This window comes from Botrimarina colliarenosi (assembly GCF_007859955.1).
Lineage (GTDB): Bacteria > Planctomycetota > Planctomycetia > Pirellulales > Lacipirellulaceae > Botrimarina > Botrimarina colliarenosi.
Genome location: NZ_SJPR01000002.1, coordinates 87,996 through 106,399, shown reverse-complemented (window position 1 = coordinate 106,399; position 18,404 = coordinate 87,996). Strand labels below are relative to the sequence as shown.

13 protein-coding genes are annotated in these 18,404 nt (G+C 62.0%); 3 read left to right on the top strand and 10 right to left on the bottom strand.

The annotated features are described in order from the left end of the window. Positions 1-85: 85 nt before the first annotated feature. The 10 genes from rfbF to Pla108_RS08515 form a co-directional block, all read right to left on the bottom strand. Positions 86-880, bottom strand: coding sequence for a glucose-1-phosphate cytidylyltransferase (rfbF, locus tag Pla108_RS08560; RefSeq protein WP_146444529.1), 795 nt, complete (start codon positions 878-880; stop codon positions 86-88). 57 nt (positions 881-937) lie between these two features. Then, the gene (locus Pla108_RS08555; protein WP_146444528.1) at positions 938-1,972 is read right to left on the bottom strand and encodes a glycosyltransferase family 2 protein; all 1,035 of its coding nucleotides are present in this window, start codon (positions 1,970-1,972) and stop codon (positions 938-940) included. 7 nt (positions 1,973-1,979) lie between these two features. After that, positions 1,980-2,900, bottom strand: a complete 921-nt coding sequence (locus Pla108_RS08550) for a sulfotransferase family protein (RefSeq protein WP_146444527.1) — start codon at positions 2,898-2,900, stop codon at positions 1,980-1,982. 25 nt (positions 2,901-2,925) lie between these two features. Then, entirely contained in the window at positions 2,926-3,927 is a 1,002-nt protein-coding gene (locus Pla108_RS08545) for a sulfotransferase family protein (protein ID WP_146444526.1), read from the bottom strand. 60 nt (positions 3,928-3,987) lie between these two features. After that, entirely contained in the window at positions 3,988-5,370 is a 1,383-nt protein-coding gene (locus Pla108_RS08540) for a polysaccharide pyruvyl transferase family protein (protein WP_146444525.1), read from the bottom strand. A gap of 2 nt (positions 5,371-5,372) precedes the next feature. Beyond that, positions 5,373-6,821 (bottom strand): hypothetical protein, encoded by a 1,449-nt coding sequence (locus tag Pla108_RS08535; RefSeq protein WP_146444524.1) that lies wholly within the window; start codon positions 6,819-6,821, stop codon positions 5,373-5,375. Positions 6,822-6,828: 7 nt separating this feature from the next. After that, complete coding sequence (locus tag Pla108_RS08530) at positions 6,829-7,791, bottom strand: sulfotransferase domain-containing protein (RefSeq protein ID WP_146444523.1); 963 nt, start codon at positions 7,789-7,791, stop codon at positions 6,829-6,831. After that, positions 7,788-8,708: a sulfotransferase domain-containing protein gene (locus Pla108_RS08525; protein WP_231934389.1), complete on the bottom strand. Its 921-nt coding sequence runs from the start codon at positions 8,706-8,708 to the stop codon at positions 7,788-7,790. The genes Pla108_RS08530 and Pla108_RS08525 overlap by 4 nt, the downstream gene beginning before the upstream one ends. 77 nt (positions 8,709-8,785) lie before the next feature. After that, positions 8,786-10,225: an oligosaccharide flippase family protein gene (locus Pla108_RS08520; RefSeq protein WP_146444521.1), complete on the bottom strand. Its 1,440-nt coding sequence runs from the start codon at positions 10,223-10,225 to the stop codon at positions 8,786-8,788. A 65-nt stretch (positions 10,226-10,290) separates the two neighbouring features. Next, positions 10,291-10,908, bottom strand: coding sequence for a helix-turn-helix domain-containing protein (locus Pla108_RS08515; protein ID WP_146444520.1), 618 nt, complete (start codon positions 10,906-10,908; stop codon positions 10,291-10,293). A gap of 767 nt (positions 10,909-11,675) precedes the next feature. Here Pla108_RS08515 and Pla108_RS08510 point away from each other — a divergent pair. The 3 genes from Pla108_RS08510 (at position 11,676) to Pla108_RS08500 (ending at position 18,390) form a co-directional block, all read left to right on the top strand. Then, complete coding sequence (locus Pla108_RS08510; RefSeq protein WP_146444519.1) at positions 11,676-12,245, top strand: hypothetical protein; 570 nt, start codon at positions 11,676-11,678, stop codon at positions 12,243-12,245. 263 nt (positions 12,246-12,508) lie between these two features. After that, complete coding sequence (xrt, locus tag Pla108_RS08505) at positions 12,509-17,725, top strand: exosortase (protein ID WP_197526395.1); 5,217 nt, start codon at positions 12,509-12,511, stop codon at positions 17,723-17,725. Further along, positions 17,722-18,390 carry a hypothetical protein gene (locus Pla108_RS08500; protein ID WP_146444517.1) on the top strand — a complete coding sequence of 223 codons (669 nt, stop codon included), beginning with the start codon at positions 17,722-17,724 and terminating at the stop codon, positions 18,388-18,390. Before xrt ends, Pla108_RS08500 begins: the two co-directional genes overlap by 4 nt. Positions 18,391-18,404 lie beyond the last annotated feature (14 nt).

Genomic DNA, 18,404 nt, shown 5'->3' with positions numbered 1-18,404 from the left:
TCTTTAGGAGAGAATCTAGTTGATGACTCGGTTTGGCTCTTCGTGAATGTTCGTTATCTCAGCGTGCGCTCGCATCGTGAGGGGGCTACTTCGCCCATGGCGCCTTGCCTTCCATCCACATCTTATTGAGTCCGTCATGGTCTCGCTGGGTGTCCATGCACTGCCAGAAGCCGTGGTGCCGGAAAAGGCTCATCTGATCGTCGGCGGCGAGTTGCACAAGGGGCTCGCGTTCCAGGACGCATGCCTCGTCTTGCTTCAAGTACTCGAGAAAGTTGCGTCGAAAGAAGAAGTAGCCGCCGTTGATCCAGGTGTCTGTGAACTCGGGCTTTTCTTCGAACCGCTCAACACGGTCACCGGCGAGTTGAATCTCCCCGAATCGCGAAGGCGGATTGACGCCGAGCACCGTCCCAATCCGTCCGTGTTCGCGGTGGAACTCAAGTTCGGCCGTCAGGTCGGCGTCGGTGACGCCGTCACCATACGAGACGGCGAAATGCTCGGCGTCGCCCAGATAGCGCTCCGCGGCGCGGGCGACACGACCCCCGGTCATGGTCCCTTCGCCCGTGTCGGCGAGCGTAACGGTCCAGTCCTCGGCGTGATCGATCGAGTGGGTGGTCACCGCTCCGTCACAGAGCCCAACGGTGAAGTCGCTGTTGCGCTGTGCATAGTGAAGGAAATAGTCTTTGACAACCTCGGCCCGGTAGCCGAGGCAGAGAATGAACTTCTTGAAGCCGTGCCGCGCGTAGCTCTGCATGATGTGCCAGACGATCGGCCGGTTGCCGATCTCGATCATTGGCTTCGGACGGAACTCCGTCTGCTCACGAAAGCGCGTACCGAAACCTCCGCACAGCAAGAAGACGGGGACTTCGCTAGGGTTAAGCATCGAGGTCAGAACGGCGGGGGGGCAGAGGCGGTGAGGGAGGCGTCAAGATTCATCAGTCTAACAGACCGTAACTTGCTCGGCCGAAGAGACGACCGGGGCTCCAGTGAGGGGGTTATCGACCGGCCGGCGGCGGAAACCGGTCACCAGCACGCTGTGCCGGGCCAGGTCACGCAGCAGCATCGGCGGGTCGGGGTCGGGGCGTCTTTGGACGAACACCCGCGTCTTGTGCAGCACGAGACCGGCTATCGCGGCAAGGTCGGCCATGGCCGCGTAGGGGGCGCTGAAGTTTGTCAAAAAGTACCGGCGGCGGGCCGCAAACCAGTAGGCAGGGCGCCGCCGCGGCCGGGTTTGGGCCTCGGTGATGTGGGTCGTTTTCCCCACCAAGTGCACGATCCGGCTGGTCGGCACGTACCAAGTCGGCCAGCCGGCCCGCCTCGCCCGAAAGCAGTAATCGACGTCGTCGAAGTACGTGTAGAGCCCCTCGTCGAGCAGACCCACCGTGCGGAGCACCTCGGTCCGAACAACCAGTGCGGCGCCCGGAATCCATCCACACCGGGACGGAATCGACGAACCCGACTCGGGAGGCGCGACCAGCCAACTCGAAAGCAACCGCGAAATGACTCCGATCCGAGCGTAGGCTTCGAACTCGCTTGCCGCCGTGATGAATCGCCGAGCGGCCCGCTGCGACTCGCCGTCGGGGTGTTCAAGCCGGCTGCCGCAAAGCCCTACATCGGGATGGGATTCGAGAAATCGGACTAACTCGACGATCGCACCGGGGCAGACCAGGGTGTCGTTGTTGAGCAGCATAACAGCGTCCGGCGGCGTCGACGACGCGAGCGCCTCGCGGATCAAGACGTTGTTGCCGCCAGTGAAGCCTTGGTTGCATCGCACCGCGCGGAGGTCGACGCGGTCCGAAAGACCCAGTTCAACGACGGCGTCCGCCAATCGCTCGACCTCGCCGGCCTCCGAGCCGTTGTCGCACACAGCGACCCGCACGCCGGGCAGCTTCGCCAGTTCCGGGGCAAGCGACCGCAGACAGTCGATCGTGAGACCGCTGCCGTTGTAGTTCACCAGCACGAGCAAGAGACGCATAGCGAGCCTAACCGGCGGCCTCCATCCGAGCGACGCTCGGCCACCGGTCGATCCGCTCTCCTAGCAACCCACGCAAGTCGGCAAGGTCGTCCTGAACCAACGATTGCAGCAGAAGGATTTCGTGCGGGGCAATAGGGTGACTCGACTTCGAGACGGGGACCAACCGTTTCAGAGCTCGCACGGCAGCGCTCGGCAAGAGGCGACGCGTCAATCGCCGCAACGGCTCGGGGGCCAAACGCCCCGCCGCAACGCTCTGGGAGAGATCGCGTTGCGAATTGGCGCGAGGCATTTCTTCGGGCCAGTCCGCTTGGAGAGATCGCAACGGCGGCAAACCAAGGAACGACTCGACACGGCTCATCGCGGCACGGGGATCGCCGTGCAGTTCGTCCGTCGTGAGCACCAGCAGCCCCTCAGCGCCGAATTCGTCGTGGTAGGCCCGGATCTGGCGGGCGTAGAGACTTGCCGTAACCAGAATTGGATCGCATTGGACCGCCTCAGTAAGGCTCAGACCGTTTTGGTAGTGCCCAGCGAGATGCGAGTGCCGAAAGTTGCTGACGATTCGGTCAACCGGATCACGCACTAGGTAGATGAGGCGGGGGGCGCCGAGCGTTTCGCGGACACGTTGCGGCGTCGGCCCAAGGTCGGGCAACTTTGAGTAGCCGGTCGATGCTTCGCCCAAGAGCACGCCTTGCGGGGCGTCCTGAAACAACGCGGCGTAACGACGCAGAGCGCCGTCCTCGCCGTAGTCCTTAGCAGTGAAGTAATGCGGTTCCTTGACGCTCGGCATCCAGACGCCCGGGTGCCGTGTCAACAGCTCGTAAAAAGCCGTCGTCGACGCCTTCATAGCGCCAATGACGAGCATTCCCGGCAGCCGAAGGTCGGCTGTCGGCATCGCCCGTGTCGAGACGGCGCTGGCGGCGGTGCTCATTGAAAATACAAGGGGCTAGGTCTGATCATCGCAGGTGCCGATTGTCGATGGCGTCGGTCCGGCGCTTGCACCACTCCGCCAACGGACGGATCCCAAGACGGCGAGCCAGGAAGTCGGTAGCGAACAAGCTGGCGCCGTAGCGGTTCCGCCGGAACCGCGATCGAGCCCGCCAGTCCTCCCAGCGCAAACGCCGCTCTTCGGACCGTCCGACGGTGATTAGGGGCAAACCACTTAGCGGATAGCCGCGCTCGACGAGCATGTCGCCCATCCGCGCCTCGGCCAGTTGCAATTCGCGTTCGCTAATCTTTCTTCGCCACTGTCCGAGCAGCTTCGGGTCGGGCAAGTCGTAGGTGCTGTGTTCGGCGTACTGGTAGATAAGCGGCGAGAACTCGACGCCCATGAACCGACAGATTGCGGTCAGCGTCTCTTCGGGCCGCTCGATAAGGTCCTCGTAGCGGACTTCCAGCTTACGATTGGCGGGAAGGCGCTCGGCCATACGTCGCCACTCTTTCTCTGCTTCGACCCAGCGGTCCGCCGCGCAGTACATGTTGCCCGCCCATCCCATGGCGATGCACGACCGCGCGACGTCACGGCCGTCGCGCGAGAGGTGGATGTAGCGGGCCTCCGGCCAGACGTAGGGCAGCTTCTCAAAGCCGTGGTGCACAGTGGCGCCGACTACCTGCTTCCCTGCCCGTTCGCGGCGTTGGTCAAGGAAAGATTGCACCAAGTCGGTGTAGTCGAGGTCCGGGTCGATCTGTCCGCCGCTGAGAAGGAAGACCCGGTCTTGGCGGAGGTATTTGTGGTAGTCGTTGATCGACGGCAAATGCCCCTCGGGACCGATACAATCGACGGCGAACTCGAACTCGAAATGGAAAGCGATCTCCGGATGGTGATCAAGCATCAACCGCAGGAGCGTAGTCCCGGACCGGACCGAGCCAACGATAAACGTCGGCGTCGTCTCGGATTGGGACGCGTCCGAAGCCCCGTGCAGGGATCTCTTATTATTGGCGAATGTCGTTGCGTGCATTGCAGTAGATTTATAACGCGTCGTTTGGACGCCACCGAAGAGGCCACAGCGACGGAAAAACTATAGAACCGACTTTTTGGGCGGGCTTCTCTCGTTTTCGGATACGGTCGATGAGATCAATGGCGACAGTTCCTCCTGGAAGAATCGCCTCACCCGTCTCTTCAGTCCGGCCACATCTCTTAACAAACGTTCCCGCAGAGACGAGCGATTGACGTACAGTCGATCGACAGCCGCGATCACCCCGTCAGCCGCGAGACTTCGCAGGTCGACGACCGTGTCGGCGAATCCCGCCATCCCCGCAGTGCCGGCGGCCTTCTTGCTGTAAGCGAGTAACGCCCCGGGCGTCGCCAGCGACACTGCGCCAATGAACGCATGCATCCTCGCGCCGACGAAGAAGTCGCTTTCTGCCATCGCGTACTTTGCTTTGGCGGGGTCGTCGGCGCCGGCCAGGATGTCGATCCGCTCGACTTCATGCGGTTCGAGTCGCCGCAGCAGCGCTTCGCAGGCGCTATTATCCGTTGTGTCTTGGGTCGGTGACCCCTTCGCGCCGCCACCCGTCGGCACCACATGGGGAACCAACAGAACACGGCTCTGAGGTTGCGACAGCGCCCAACGCAGCAGCCGGACCATGAGATCGGGGTAGTCCGTCACGAGGTCGAACTGGTCACCTTTCGCGAAGAGTAGCCCGCTGACATTCACGGCGATCAGGGGGCCGACTTTTCCTTCCACCTGGGCCTCCGCTCTGGCCGGCAAGGGAGTCGCCGAAGGCTCGAGGACAAAAGCGACGTCGGGAGACTCAACCACGTGTGGCGGAGAATGCGGCCCACATAGCTGCAGGATCTCATCGACCCCAGCGGCCTCGCGAGTCGCGACGAGCAAGGCGCGACGGAGAATATCGGCCGCCGTGCGGCGACTCGATTCGAGATTGAACGGACCAATGGTCTGTGGCAGCAGCACCAGCGGTACGCCCGCATCCAGGCACATCAGCTTGATCTGGGATTGGTACCAGAAGATACGTTCTCCGTAAGTATCCGCGAACGAATCCCCCGCCGAGATGTCGAGTACCAAGTCGCAGCTACGCAATCGGCGCCAAGCAGGGAGGAAAGCAGCCATTTGCGAACTGACGGGGCCGAACCGCTTTTGCAGTCGAGCGACCCGTCGCAACTGCTCAACGGAGTTTTGCCGCAACAGGTTGGGTCGTCGGCGGATCACCAACGGTTCGCAACGGTGCGATTGCCCGCCGAAGCCGATCTCAATCGGCTCATTGACCCACGATTGGTACAGGATCTCGACCCCTTGATCGAGCGCAACGAGCTCCTGCACCGTCGCCGCCCCGAGGGCGTCGACGCCCATATTCCCCGTGCCCAGAGTCGCCCCGAGCACGGCGACACGTGGGGCCCGCGTTCGGCGGCTTCCCGCGATGGTGTCCGTGATAAATGACATGCTTACGCCGAGGTCTCCGAGCCGGGACTGCGGCGGCGATCCGACGCATCAACCAAGTGTGGCAGAGTCGGGCGACTCCACCGAAGAGAACGCACGAGCTGTCGCGGCGGCGCGATGGTAGCGGCATCTGCAGAGGCAACGGCCGGCTCCGTCTGAGGCTGCAGTGCGGCGAGACCGCCGGCGATCACCAGATAGAACGGGTTGAGCATCCCATTCAAAAGGCAGTCGCACGCGAACAGCAGCAACGAGACGGAGAGGGCCGCCGCGGCGCCGTAGTCATCTCGGTTCAGCTCATTCGCATCGAAGCGGGCCAGCATCAACGCCACCGGCGTTAGCAGGAAGAGGAAGAGCGTAAAGAGCCCGTAGCAGCCATTCTCTCCGAGGACGATGGTCCAAAGCCCGTCGAGACCGCGCAGCTCAAAATCGCCCGTGTAGGGGTCCTTCGGCCACGACCGTCTCCACCCACCCCAGCCAAAGGCAAGGCGGTCCTCGACGTGCTTCTGCAAAGCGTCTTCTTGCAGCAGACGGGCTTCGAGTGACTGCGCCCGATCAGCTCCAAACAGCGGAACGGCGAATGTCGAAACCGAATCCGCACGCACCGCCTGCGTCGTCCGCAAGATCATGTAGGTCGGCACGCTCAAGAGCAACAGCACCAACGGGACGGTCGTTCGCACCTTGCGAAGCACCGCCAACAGGCCCACGGCGACAAGCATCAGCAAGATCGCGTAGAGCGCTTTGCAAAGGACTGTGGTCACCACGAGCGTCACGCAAACCAGCGGCCACGACAATGACATCACGCGTGTGCGTCCGGTGACCCACGACCAGATGGCGACCACCGAGGAGGCCGCCATCCAGGTGCCGACCATCAAACCACTCTGCATAAAGACGATGGGCCGGAAGCCATCGAAACGGATGTTGCGCCAAAACTGGTTCTGCTGATAACCGTAAACCATATTGTGCAACTGCGGGCTGAGGCGCACCTCGGCAAGGCAGAACGGGACGTAAACCAGTCCGCCGACAATGAGCGCTGTCGCCAGGTCGCGCATCCCGATGTTGCTGCCGAAGTAGGCGCGTCCAACGACGTAGGGTATCGCCCACACCAGGACTTGCCGGACGCCAACCGAAAGAGCGTCGTACGCGCCGAGGTCGTTCGCCAGCGATGAGAGACTCGGCGCCAAACACCACAGGGCGAGAGGCAAGTCGCACCACTTCGGACGCAGCGCCAGCAAAGGCCCCGAGTGGAAAAGGACGCAGCCCAGCAGGATCGCCAGGTTGGTCGCCACCAACTTGTCGTAGTCGGGGATTCCCACGATTGACAACTTGGCGATCGGCAGGAAGAGCCATCCACAAAGCAGCGTCGACAAAATCCCAGCACGCGCCGATAGTGAACCGCAAAGCACAACGGCTAGCGGAACAATCCCGAAGAGGGCGATGTTGACAGTTGGGCTCATCGGACTCTCAAGCCTTCCAACACCAGTGCGAAAGGTCGCGACCTAAGAACGACTCGAGTTCCCTCGTCGATCCGTCGAGTTCGTCATGGAGTTGGCGGCGAATGGCGTCGCTGAGCGGTTCGGCCTGAGCTAGCTGACGTCTAACGACCCACTTCCCCAGAGAACTCTCCGGAAGTGAGCTCCGAAACGCCTGCCGGATCGCTTGACGGGTCTCCGGCGCCAAGAAACGTGCGGCCAACTTGGCGCCAGGCGCCTTCCGCGCCACGGCTAGGAGACGATTGCCCATCCGCGCGGCCTGTGGCTGACCGCGATGGAAGGCGCGCTCAATCTTAAAGCCCGGCTCGAACGGCGCAACGCCTAAGAACGACGTCAACCGGCCCAACGCCGCATCGGCGTCGCTCTGCAGGTCCTCCAGGAGTAGGCAGTGAAGATTGGCGGCGGGGACGTACTGCAAGTAGTGGCGGATCTGGTGGATATACCGACTCGTTTCCAGCACGTAAGGGCGTTGCTCGAAAGTCTCGTGAAGCGTCCGAGGCCCGCCGAACGCGGTGTCAAAAACGTAGTTTGAGTAGAAACGTTCAACCGGATTGCGGAGGATGTAGATCAGCTTTACATTTGGCAGATCAAACGCGAGTCGTTGCGCCGTTTCCGGAAATCGCGGGTACCGCGTATAGGACGCCGACGCCTCGCCGCAAAGCTGACCCGCAGCGGCGCCGCTGAACAGATTGCGGTACCAATCTCGCCCGTGGTTGTAGACCTCGTCGATACTGAAGTAATTGGGTTCTTTCGGCTCGGACATCATCAAGCTCGGGTGCCGTCGGAAACACTCGTAGAGCGTCGTCGTCCCCGCCTTCATCGCCCCGATGATGATAAAGTCGGGGTCACGCGGCTGCGTTGCGCTGTCGTGAGAGGAACCGTTGCGAGGATCCGGCTTAGCGGCGGAGGGGGCGGCGATCATGTCGGCGTTCACGTTGGCTGCTCCTCTACCTTGGGGCGTTGCGTCTCGTTCCAGTGTGATAAGTCGCGTCCCAAGAAGGACTCAAAAGCCGCCAAATCTTCTTCGAGAAGTGAGAATAGTCGTCGGCGCAGCGCCGGACTCATTGGGGTTAGCTGACGGTTGTGACGCGTCTTGAGGTGGCGTCCAACGGGCCCTTCTTGCAACCACCGGAAGACGCGCTTCTTCGCTGCAGCGGGCGCTAGGCGTGCTGCGTGACCCACCAGGGGCGTTCGCTTGATTGTTCGGAGGATTGCGGTCACTTTCTGCGTCGCCGCGTGATGCCCGTCGCCTCGGTTCGCGACTAGTCGGCCGGCGGGTCCAAAATCGAATTGCGGAAGTCCCAGGAAACGCGCCACTTGCTCTAGCGTCTTCGGCGTATCGCGAATCAGGTCCTCCAGAAGTAGGACGCAAAGTTGCTCTCGAGGGAATCGCCGCAGTAATTGCTCAATTTGCGACATGTACATTCCCGAATGCAACGCCTCGGGAGTCGCGTCGAGAAAGGTGTCCATGTCCATCGTCGCCCGCTCACGCATCCGATGGGCGTAGAACGAGTACAGTCGGTCAACCGGGTTGCGGACGAGGTACAAGAGCTTCACGTGCGGAGCCGCATCGGCCAGACGGTCAACCGTATTGGGAAAGGTTGGCCACCGCGTGTAGGTTGTCGACGCCTCCCCGCAACGCTGGTGATCGGCCGCTCCGGCGAACAACTCGCAGTACGATTCCAGGCCGTTCCGATATCTTTCGTCCCTGCTGAAGAAGCTGGGCTCTTTCGGCGTCGACATGAAAACGTCGGGATGCCGCTGCAGGTGCTGATAGAGCGTCGTCGTGCCGCACTTGGGAGAGCCGACGATGACGAAATCGGGCAATCGTCCGCCGTTGGCTGTACGCACGGGAGCGAAGGCGTCGTCCGGCGTTGACGAATCAACGCCGGTACCGGCTTTTCCATGGGCGTCGATCGAGGAACACATCACGTTGACGGCAGCCCCTTCCGCTGGAATAGGACGGACTGAATTGCCGTACGGAGGGTCTCCCATTGAAGCATCGCGAAGCCAAACAGCGCGACTCCCCCAATGGCGGCTAGCGCAGGGTCGGGGACGCTCGACACCACGCCGCTCGCTTTGGCTCCCACCACGATCGCCACCACACTAGCAACCCGTAGCAGGCAGCCGAGACTTTCCCCCACGGGGGCGTGATGGCGTTTCCGCAGTAGCATCAGCGACACGAGATAAGCCATCAACTCGCCGAGAAATCCGCTTGCGGGAACCCAAGCAACATCGTTCCCCATCGAGACAAACAGGGCGCCGACGCCAAAGAACGTCACGCGAGCAATGTTTGATAGCAACGGAATCTGCGTGTCCCCCAACGCGATGGACATCATTGAGGGAGTGCACCGCACTACTCGCATCGCACACATCAGCCCAATCCACGGGATGACCTGCTGCGAAACCAGGTAGGCCTTGCCGTAGCATGCGCCCACCAACCAACTGCCGGCGACGACAAAGGCAATCGCCACCAGCCCGGCAACCAAGCAGACGATCTGCGACGAACCCGCGACGGCGCGGCGGAAGGCGGCCCGATCCACACGGGACCGTGAGAATACCGGCAAAGCGACCGAGCTATGGAGCTTGGCGAACATCATCGTCGGTGCAAAGCCGAGCCCTAACGCGACGGAGTATGCGCCGAGTGTCGCTAAGTCAAAACGCGTGGCGACCAGCAGTCGCTCGCCATGAAGGATCAAGAACAGAAGCAGGCTGTTGCCTAGCAACGGCCAGCCGAAGCTGAGGAATCGCCGCAAGACCTCGGGTTGATAACGCAGGCGATACGGACGCGACGCCACCACATGGGATACGATTAGCCTCGCGAAGGCCCATACGAGAGTTACTGCGAGGAAGGCCCGGTAGTCCGGATACACGGTCGCCGCGAGTGGCGCCAGCAACAAGCTCAGCACCGCCGGCGCCGCCTCCACCCAAGCCAACTGGCTGAAACGTAGATGCCTTTGGAAGCGGCAAACATCGCAGTGCTCGAATCCACGCATCAGCGGGGCCAACGCGAGAAACTGAAAGGCGCTACGGGCGTCGGGGACCCCGAACCAACCGGCGATCGTTCCCGATGCTAGGAACAGGATGGCCGCAATCAGCACGCCACGCGCCGCCAGCACCAAGTGGGCGACCCCCATCCATGCCGCGCGGGCCCCATGCCGGGCCTGGATCAGTTGCTTCGCTGGTCCGAGTTCGGTCAGCAACTCGAAGAACGTGAGGCTCAGCGTGAATGTCGCGCCGATGCCGAAGTCCTCCGGAAGTAGCATCCGCGCCAGTACGACGTTCCGCAAAAAGCGGCACACCGAGACAATGGCGAGCGAACTGGCGAGAAAGCCGGATGCTCTGGCGGCGCGACGGGTGGACTTCATGCGGACAGTGAGGCGGGCAGCGATATCGCGTTCAATGGCGGTGCGGCAGCGGGCAAGAGCGACCTTCAGCCGGCGGAGGGAGATCGGCTCTCAGAAGCAGCAACTGGGGCGTGACGACCGTTTCGCAACGCGTGATGACTCGACGCACGGCTTATCTTATAGCGTTGAATCTTCCTGTAGACGGTCGCCTGTCCCAGCCGTAGCAACTTCGCGGCCCGACAGACGTGACCGCCGGTCTGCTCGAGAGCCTCGATAATCAAACGTCTTTCGTTCTGCTGAACCGGCCCCCAATCCAATTGACCGTCGACATGTCGGACCGCGTTGTCGCCCTCGGACGAAAGCTGATGCACGGCCTTACCGAGCGAGGCCTGGCACGAGAACGACCTCCGTGGCGCCGTGCCGGCAGCGGCCATGATTGCATCGATATCACCGTCGTCATTCGGATCGATCAGGATGTCGGTGGCGAAAGTCCGCAGACCGCGGACGGCCTGGGCGAGTTGGTCGGGGGTTCCATTCGTTGCGAGCACGACCGGGGCGCCGTGGAGGCTTGGACCGGCGCCGTCGTAGATCACCTTGGCATCAACCCCGTCGAAGCAGACATCCATCACGACGACCTTCACGTTTGCCTGCTTCGAAGGTTGCATCAGCCATCGATTGAGTTCCGACGCCGTGGTGATCGCCACACAGTGGCTTCCTCGGTCTGTTAGCTGCGCAATCGTCACCTGACGCCCTGCGGGATCCTCCATTATCACGAGCGTGATGGAGGTCATGTCGGTTGCTGTAGTCGTCATGCCTTACGCGCCGCCTGCGATTGCGCGAGCGACGAATAGTTAGAGATTGTTCGGCGCGACCAGGGGGCGGGGCGCCGCGAAGCGACGTTGAGCCTGTCGATGGGAAGGGCGGCCCAACCACGCTCCATTTCTCTCTCTAGCGTGGCCGAGCCGAGCGACATGGTAATTGAATCGCGTACGAATAGCGAAGAATTCGTCAATTCGCGATCGCGCATCGAGCCGAGTCGTGACGCTGAATCCGAAGCGACCAAATGAGAAGTCATTAAAAATGACGCATCGAGGCCCACCATGACGGTCCAGTGGACTGAAACCGTCGAGAGCGGCCGCCAGAAGATGTCGCCGCCGCTCGCGACTCGGGCAAGGATTGCCCGCGTACCGGGCAACTCCACGCAACTTTATCAAAGTGAGAAGATGTCGAAAGGCCGTCCGGTCGCTGAGAAGGGCTGAAAAACAGGTTCCCGTTGCGAAGCGCAAGCAGAATTTGCCGATAAGGAAGAAAAATATGCTTCCACGGCACGCCCAATGCTGTTACTCTCGCCCGCAGCGGTAGGCTGCGCGGAACGAACGCAAGCCGTCAGGGGGGTTCGTTCGACCTTCCCAGTCTGTCTTCAGGCCCAGTTTTGTTTTCAGGCATCACGCGAACCACAGAATTGACTGGCATGGCACGTTCAACGCTACTTCTAGCCACCGTCATCGGCTTGTTTGGCTCGTCGAGCTGCTGGGCAGGTGTCGATCTGCTGTGCAGCTCGTCAAACGCCAACGTAACGGTCATCTACGAAGGGACCGGGCGTCTGACCTCCGGCAGTCTCGCTCTCGACTCGAGCCCCTCCGGTCAAACGTCGATCCAGCCGGGTCTCAGGTTTGATTCCTACCTGATCAAGATCGACGACTTCAGCAGCCTGTCGCCGTCGCCTTTCTACGCGAACTTCAATATTGATGGGCCCGTTATCGGCCTACAAACCGACGTTAGTTCGCTGCAATCGGGTCGTCAGACACTCAACGGGAATGGTTTCGAGGCCGGCGCCCCGGCTGGCGGAATCGAAAGTTCCGATACCGTCACCCTCAACGGCCAAAGCCTCACCGTCAATGGCAAAGTGGGTGGCCAGGGTGTCGATCCGATCCGAGTCTTCGTTGAGGCCACGGCGGTCCCCGAGATTGCCTCCGCTGCGGTTTGGTCAGTTCTGTCGATCGGTGGGGTCGTCACCTTCGGTCGCGGCCGCCGTCGATAAACCAATCCGAGACTCGGCGAGAGGGCGATCCAACCTGATCGCTTATTCTCCACAAGGTCGAATAACTGCTGAGAATATCGAGGTCGGCTGCGCTCGCGCAAGCCGGCCTCGTTTTTTTTGCCGATCATTCGACTTACCGCTCCGTGGCCGAATCGTCGAACACCGATTCAGGCTCGTTCCGAATCGTTGGTGTTCCCCGCCAAGCTAGTTAGGCTGGAGGGTTGAGTCCCGCGTTGAGAACGCCCTTTTTCCCGACGATTTCAGTGGCGCCCGCTACGTTCAAGGCAACCCTCGCTCGACGTGCCGCTCTCTTCGCCGCTCTGATCGGGTTAGGCTGTTGGGCGTACTGGCCAACACTCCACGGAGTCGTTGATGCTTGGTCATCCAATGCGGATTATTCGCATGGCTTCTTAATAATCCCCCTGGTCGTCCTACTGCTATGGACGACCCGCGCCGACGGCCCTCCGGCCGAAAATTGGCGCACCTCACCAGCAGCCTTATGGCTGTTCGCGGTTGCCGCGGGTTTGCGACTCTTCGCGGGTCGCGTTTACCTCCCCGAACTCGACGCGTGGTCATTCCCCGTTTGGATCGCCGCAGCGACGTGGATCGTCTTTGGCTGGCGGACTCTCGTCTGGTCGGCGCCGGCGCTACTGCTGCTTTGCTTCGCTGCGCCGCTCCCAGCCTCAATGGAGAACGTCATGGGGGCGCCGCTCCGCTCCCTGGGCGCGACGCTTAGTAGCGGCGTGCTACGAGTGCTCGGCGAACCGGCAGTCGCTGAAGGGGCGACAATTCTTCTGAACGAACATCAGCTTGATGTCGAGCAGGCCTGCAGCGGGCTGAGAATGTTTTATGGCATCGCCGCCCTGGCGGTCTGCGTGGTGGCCTATTCCCGGCCGCCGGCGTGGCAAGCGGCGATTTTGCTTCTCGCAACGCTTCCCATTGCCGTCCTGACGAACGTCTTGCGAATCGTTTCGCTCGCCCTGCTACATCTCCAGTTTACGGGAAAGGTCGCCGGGCAGCTCGGGCACGATTACGCGGGACTTCTTGTGATCCCGGTCGCGTTTGGGGCGTTGCTGCTTGTCCGGTGGGGATTGCAGTCAATCCAGTCCTACGCGTCAGGCGAGGGCTCGTTCTCACTTCTTTGGTGGGCGCCGGTCGGCGTCTCCGCAATCGTTCTTCTCCTAGCCCTCTTCCCGTGGGCAAGCCGACAGCGGAACGCCATCGTCAGTGAACTAACTCGCACGGCCACGTCTTTTGCCGAGGAATCCGAATGGATTGAGGCGATCGACTACTTCAAGCGAGCCCTTCAACTCCGCCCCGACGATGTTTCCCTTCTGACGCAGATCGGTGAAGCCGAACAGCGGTATTCTCAATCCCTCGTAGGCAGACGACGCGCTTTCGCCTGGTACGAACAGGCTTACCGCTTAGACGGCGACAATCTCTCGCTAGGAATCAAGGCCGCAAAAGCGGCATATGACGCCGAACGATTCGATAAGACTTTGGCGATCGGCGCTCAACTCCTCAGGCGAACTTCGGACCCAACAGCTAGGAACGAAGTGATACGGCTTCGGGCGGACGCTGCCTTGGAGTCGGCGCGGCGCGGTGACGACTGGCCAGCGCTCGGGCACGACGACTATTCAGCAATCCTCGTCAGCGCCGAACTCGACGAGCCGCCCTTGCGACACGTCCAGGCTGTCATCGCTCACCTCGAGGCGAGAATGGCGCCGTCGGCGGAGGACCCGATCGCCGCAGAAGCGGACCGGTTGCTGACGCACCTCACCCAACAACGTCCGGACGACCCCCGGGCATGGCTGGCTCGGTACGAGTACGCCCTTCGACGGGCCGAGCGAATGACCGACGTGAACCTCAGGGATTCTCTACGCGAGCAGGCCGAGGCCGATCTCGGCAGGGCCCTCGCCGAGGCGGGGAAGCATCCGGAAGACGGCGGCGTCGAGGTCTACCTCATTGCAGCCGAGAAGGCGATCTCCGCCAGCGACCAGGTTGAGGCCGCCAGATTATATTGGCAGGCGATCGACGCTTCGCCGAATGACTTCCGCAGTTACTTGGCCCTCGCGAACCTGCTAGCCCGCTCCGAAGAGCAACTGGAAGAGGCCTGCGAGGTACTCGAGCAAGGGCTCGCGGCGCGGCCGGGGATTGAGATCACGCTGGCGATGCGTCTCGCTATGCTGCGCGCCAAACTCGGTCAATTCGATTCGGCGGAAGCCACCATCGCGACTCTGAACGATGTCTTGAAGCAGATCCCTGTCGAATTCCGCACCGAAGTCCGCCTCGCGATCGACCTCGTCGACAACGAGATCATCGGACGGCGAGACGGTGTCGAAGACGCACTGGCTCACGCTCGCGCCATCATCTCGCGGGCGCAGTCCGATCCGGACGGGCAGGCGTCAACGGCCCTGCTAGGCCAAGCCCTTGAGCGATTCGGCCGCTTAGCGGCCGCATCGGGTTGGCATGATACGGCGGTTCAGACGCTTCTCAGCGCGTCAAAACTGAACGCCCTATCGGACGAGACGGCGGAAGTTCTCGCCAACTCGGCGGCTTTGGTCGGCGACTTGCGGCTCGCCCAATCGATCTACAGCCAACTGCGAAAGACATCGCCGACCAACCCAACCCGCATCGGACAAGAACTGAGCATCGCGATCCGCGAACGCGCTCTCGCGGCGACGCCTAGTACAAGGTGGAGCGACCTAGAGTCTCGTTTGCAAGAAGCGCAACAGGCGGGCCTTGATTTAGCGACCGGCGCCTTGCTCTTAGCGGACATCGTCGCGGCGAAAGAGGGCGCCGCTCCCGCGGTGGCGTCACTTGAACAAGCGTTGAATGAGACGCCGGAAAGCGGCGTGCTATGGCGCGGCTTGGCGTTGCTCCGGCTGCAGGCGGGAGAGTACGACGAAGCGATCGAGGCGGCACGGCAGTATGTCCTCCGCTATCCCGAGGATCGCGAGCCCCGCCGCTTCCTCTGCCGTCTCTTAGCAAAAGCGGGTCGACTCGACGAAGCCGCGGAAGAAATTCAGCGAGACCTCAACGGCCTGACGCAAGAGGGAGGTAACGACACCGAGTCCTGGCTCACGCTGGCCGATATCGAATTGCGGAGAGACGACCGAGCAGCGGCCATGCAGGCTTTGAAGACCGCCGCCGAGCTGGCGCCGCGTCAGGTGCGTCCTATCCAGGCGATGGCCGAACTCGCGGCGGCGGCGGAGGACTGGCCTCAAGTTGCTCAGTTAGAGCGGCAGCTGCTGGCCCTCGAAGGAGAAGCCGGCGTCTATTGGCGTCTCTATGGCGCTCAACGTTATCTGGCCGCTGCCAACGCACGTAACGACGAAGCGCTGCGTAGCGCCGCGCGGGTCGCCCAACAGCTTTTGACTCGGCGCCCCGACTGGTCGGAAGCCCATTTCCTGCAAGGTGAAGTCGAACGACGGCTCGAGAATACGGCCGCCGCCGCCGAGCAGTACCTGTCGGCCTGGGACCACGGCAAACGGACTCCGCTGGTAGCAGACCGACTGCTAGAGTCGTTCGTCAAACAAGGACGCTTTGACGAGGCGACCTCGTTTCTGAGCGAACTAAGAGAACTGCTTGCCGCCTCGCCACGATTGTTCGATCGTGCGGCCGCCCTGACAATCGAGACGGAGTCGACCGACCGCTTGATCCAGGTCGCCCGAGAGTTTGTTGAGCGGGCGCCGAATTCTGCTGACGCGAAGCTCCGACTGGCGCGGATCCTTCTCATCGCCGATTCGATGGACAGCAATGATGGGGCCGAACTCCGCGAAGAAGCGATAGCGTCCCTCCGTGATGCGGTCCGCTTGGACCCGCGGTCGTACTCGACTTGGAAGGCAGCCGTCCTACTCGGGGTCGGTGGCGAGCGTTCTCAGGAAAACGTCGTGCGTTGGGTCGACGATCTGCAAACCGACGCGCCGCTCGACGATCTAACTCGCCGCTTCGTGCTCGCGCAGTCCCTTGAGGCAGAGGGCCATTCCAACGCAGCGGCTGTTAGGTATCTCGACGGCGTCAATACTCTGCGGAACGCCGCCAATGCCCCGGCAATCGCTACGACGTTCTACACGCAAGCCGCGCGGTTTTTCTTAGGCGTCTCCCCCTTCCTTGCTGAGAGAATCGCGAGGGAAGCGGTCGTGCACGACCAGGATTCCCCAGCCGCCAAGCTCGCGCTCGCCCAGGCCTTGGCGACGAGTGGCGGCTCGGCGGTCGAGGGCCTGGGATTGCTCGACTCGGACTCGGTGGGAGACGTCCCTATCGACCAAGAAGCCCTCCGCCTAACCCGTGCCCGCCTGCTGCGAGAGCGGGGCAAACCCGACGACATCGCCGAAGCGATCACTCTACTCGAAGCCGGCTTGAATCCTCCCCGGACAAGCCAACTACTGCTGTCACAGCTGCTCGAATCGCGCGGCGACTTTTCCTCGGCGTTGACGCTCCTCGAATCGCTAACCGACCGGTCGGACGCGTCACCGAGCGAGTGTGTCGCCTTCCTTGAATTCTGGCAGCGGCATTGCTTAACAACAGGTGACACCGCCTTCACCGAACGGGCCGACAACGTCTACAACACGCTGGCTTCTAGCTCTCCCGCTGAATGGTTGCGATGGAAGCTACGTGAGCAGAAGTTCCGTCGAGAGGACGCCGACCCTGCGGAGGGCAACCCTGCGGTCGGGTTGCTGGAAGAATTGATCACTCAATCCAAGGAAGATGTCACGCTAGCCCGCTTCACGGAACTGCTTTTGACAACCATCCAAGAGCAGACTCCGGAGTCCGTCTTGGAGATTGTCAAAGCGCCCCCTTCGGGGATTTCAGTCGATCGTGTCGCGACCGCCGCGTGCAACGCCATCCTGGTCCACGACGCCAACAATCAACTGCTGGAAAACGAGCGACTGATCGATCAGATCGTGTCGCTGAATCCCGACATCGCCGATGTCTTGCAGGCATCGGGCGACTACTACCTGGTTATGGGGGCTGATGCGCGGTCGCAGCAAGCTTACGAGCAGACGGTGCGCATCGATCCGGCCCGAGCCGAGGTCTACAACAATCTGGCGGTCGCCTCCGCTTCCACCTCACGAGGGAACGGCGAATCACAAAAATGGCTCGATCGCGCGGCCGAGCGGGGCTACGGCCTGACGGGGCGCGAAGACACCCGCGCGTGGTTACGTCTCACGGCCGGTAAACCGCTTGAGGCGATTGAGATCATCGACTCGCTTCCGCAGGCCGAAATTATCGGCGACCCGACGATTCAGCTGCACCGCGCCATGGCCCTCGACGGAGCCGGCCGCTACGCCGAGGCCTTGCTTGCGTTCGAGCGAGCCCTCGGCGCCGGTGTAGAACGCCGCACCCTCCTGCCCCGCGAGCGTCGGTTTGTCGAGGCATTCAAACGGAAAGCTTCGACCCAAGCAACGCGGCAAGTCGCCGCCTCGCAACCTACCCAGACGCCCGAAGAGAAACTCGCTGCCGGAGACTCCCGATGAAGGGCCTGTTGAGTATCGTCGTGGCCGTCGGGCTGACCGTCGCCGCCGCTGTGGTGCATGGCAACTATCTTCACCGGTGGGGGGCGCCCGTCGACCTGTCCGCAGCGGGCGGGTCGATCGATCGTCTCGACGAAAGCTTGGGCCCGTGGCATGCCCTCGAAGATGGCACACCGCTCACCTCGTTTGTTAGCCGCGAACTCGGCCTCGTCAATCACCTCAATCGCTGGTTCGAGAACGCCGAGACGGGCCGCCGGCTTCAACTCTTGTTGATGGTCGGGCAACCCGGCCCTCTCGTGCGGCATCCGCCGACGGTCTGTTACGCGAACCGCGCTCACGAACAAGTCGCTCCGGCGAAGTTGCTAGCCATACCGTACAAAGACGCCATCAATGAATTCGCGCTCCTCAGCTACAAGCCGTCCCGAGCCCACGACACCGAACGGTTCTTCGTGGCCTACGGGCACAGCGTAGGCGGAGAATGGGGCGCCCCTGACTTCCCCCGGATCGCCTACGGGTCTTCCCCTGCCCTCTACAAAGTTCAGGTCCTCGCCAATCGGCTCGGTGACGAGACGGAGCAAGTTGTTATCGAGGACATTAGGAGCTTTCTTAGCGGCTTCGTCGCGAGCTTCGCTGAGGATGTCGCGATCGGTGCCAACCAAGCCCCGTAGCCTCTCCGGGCCGC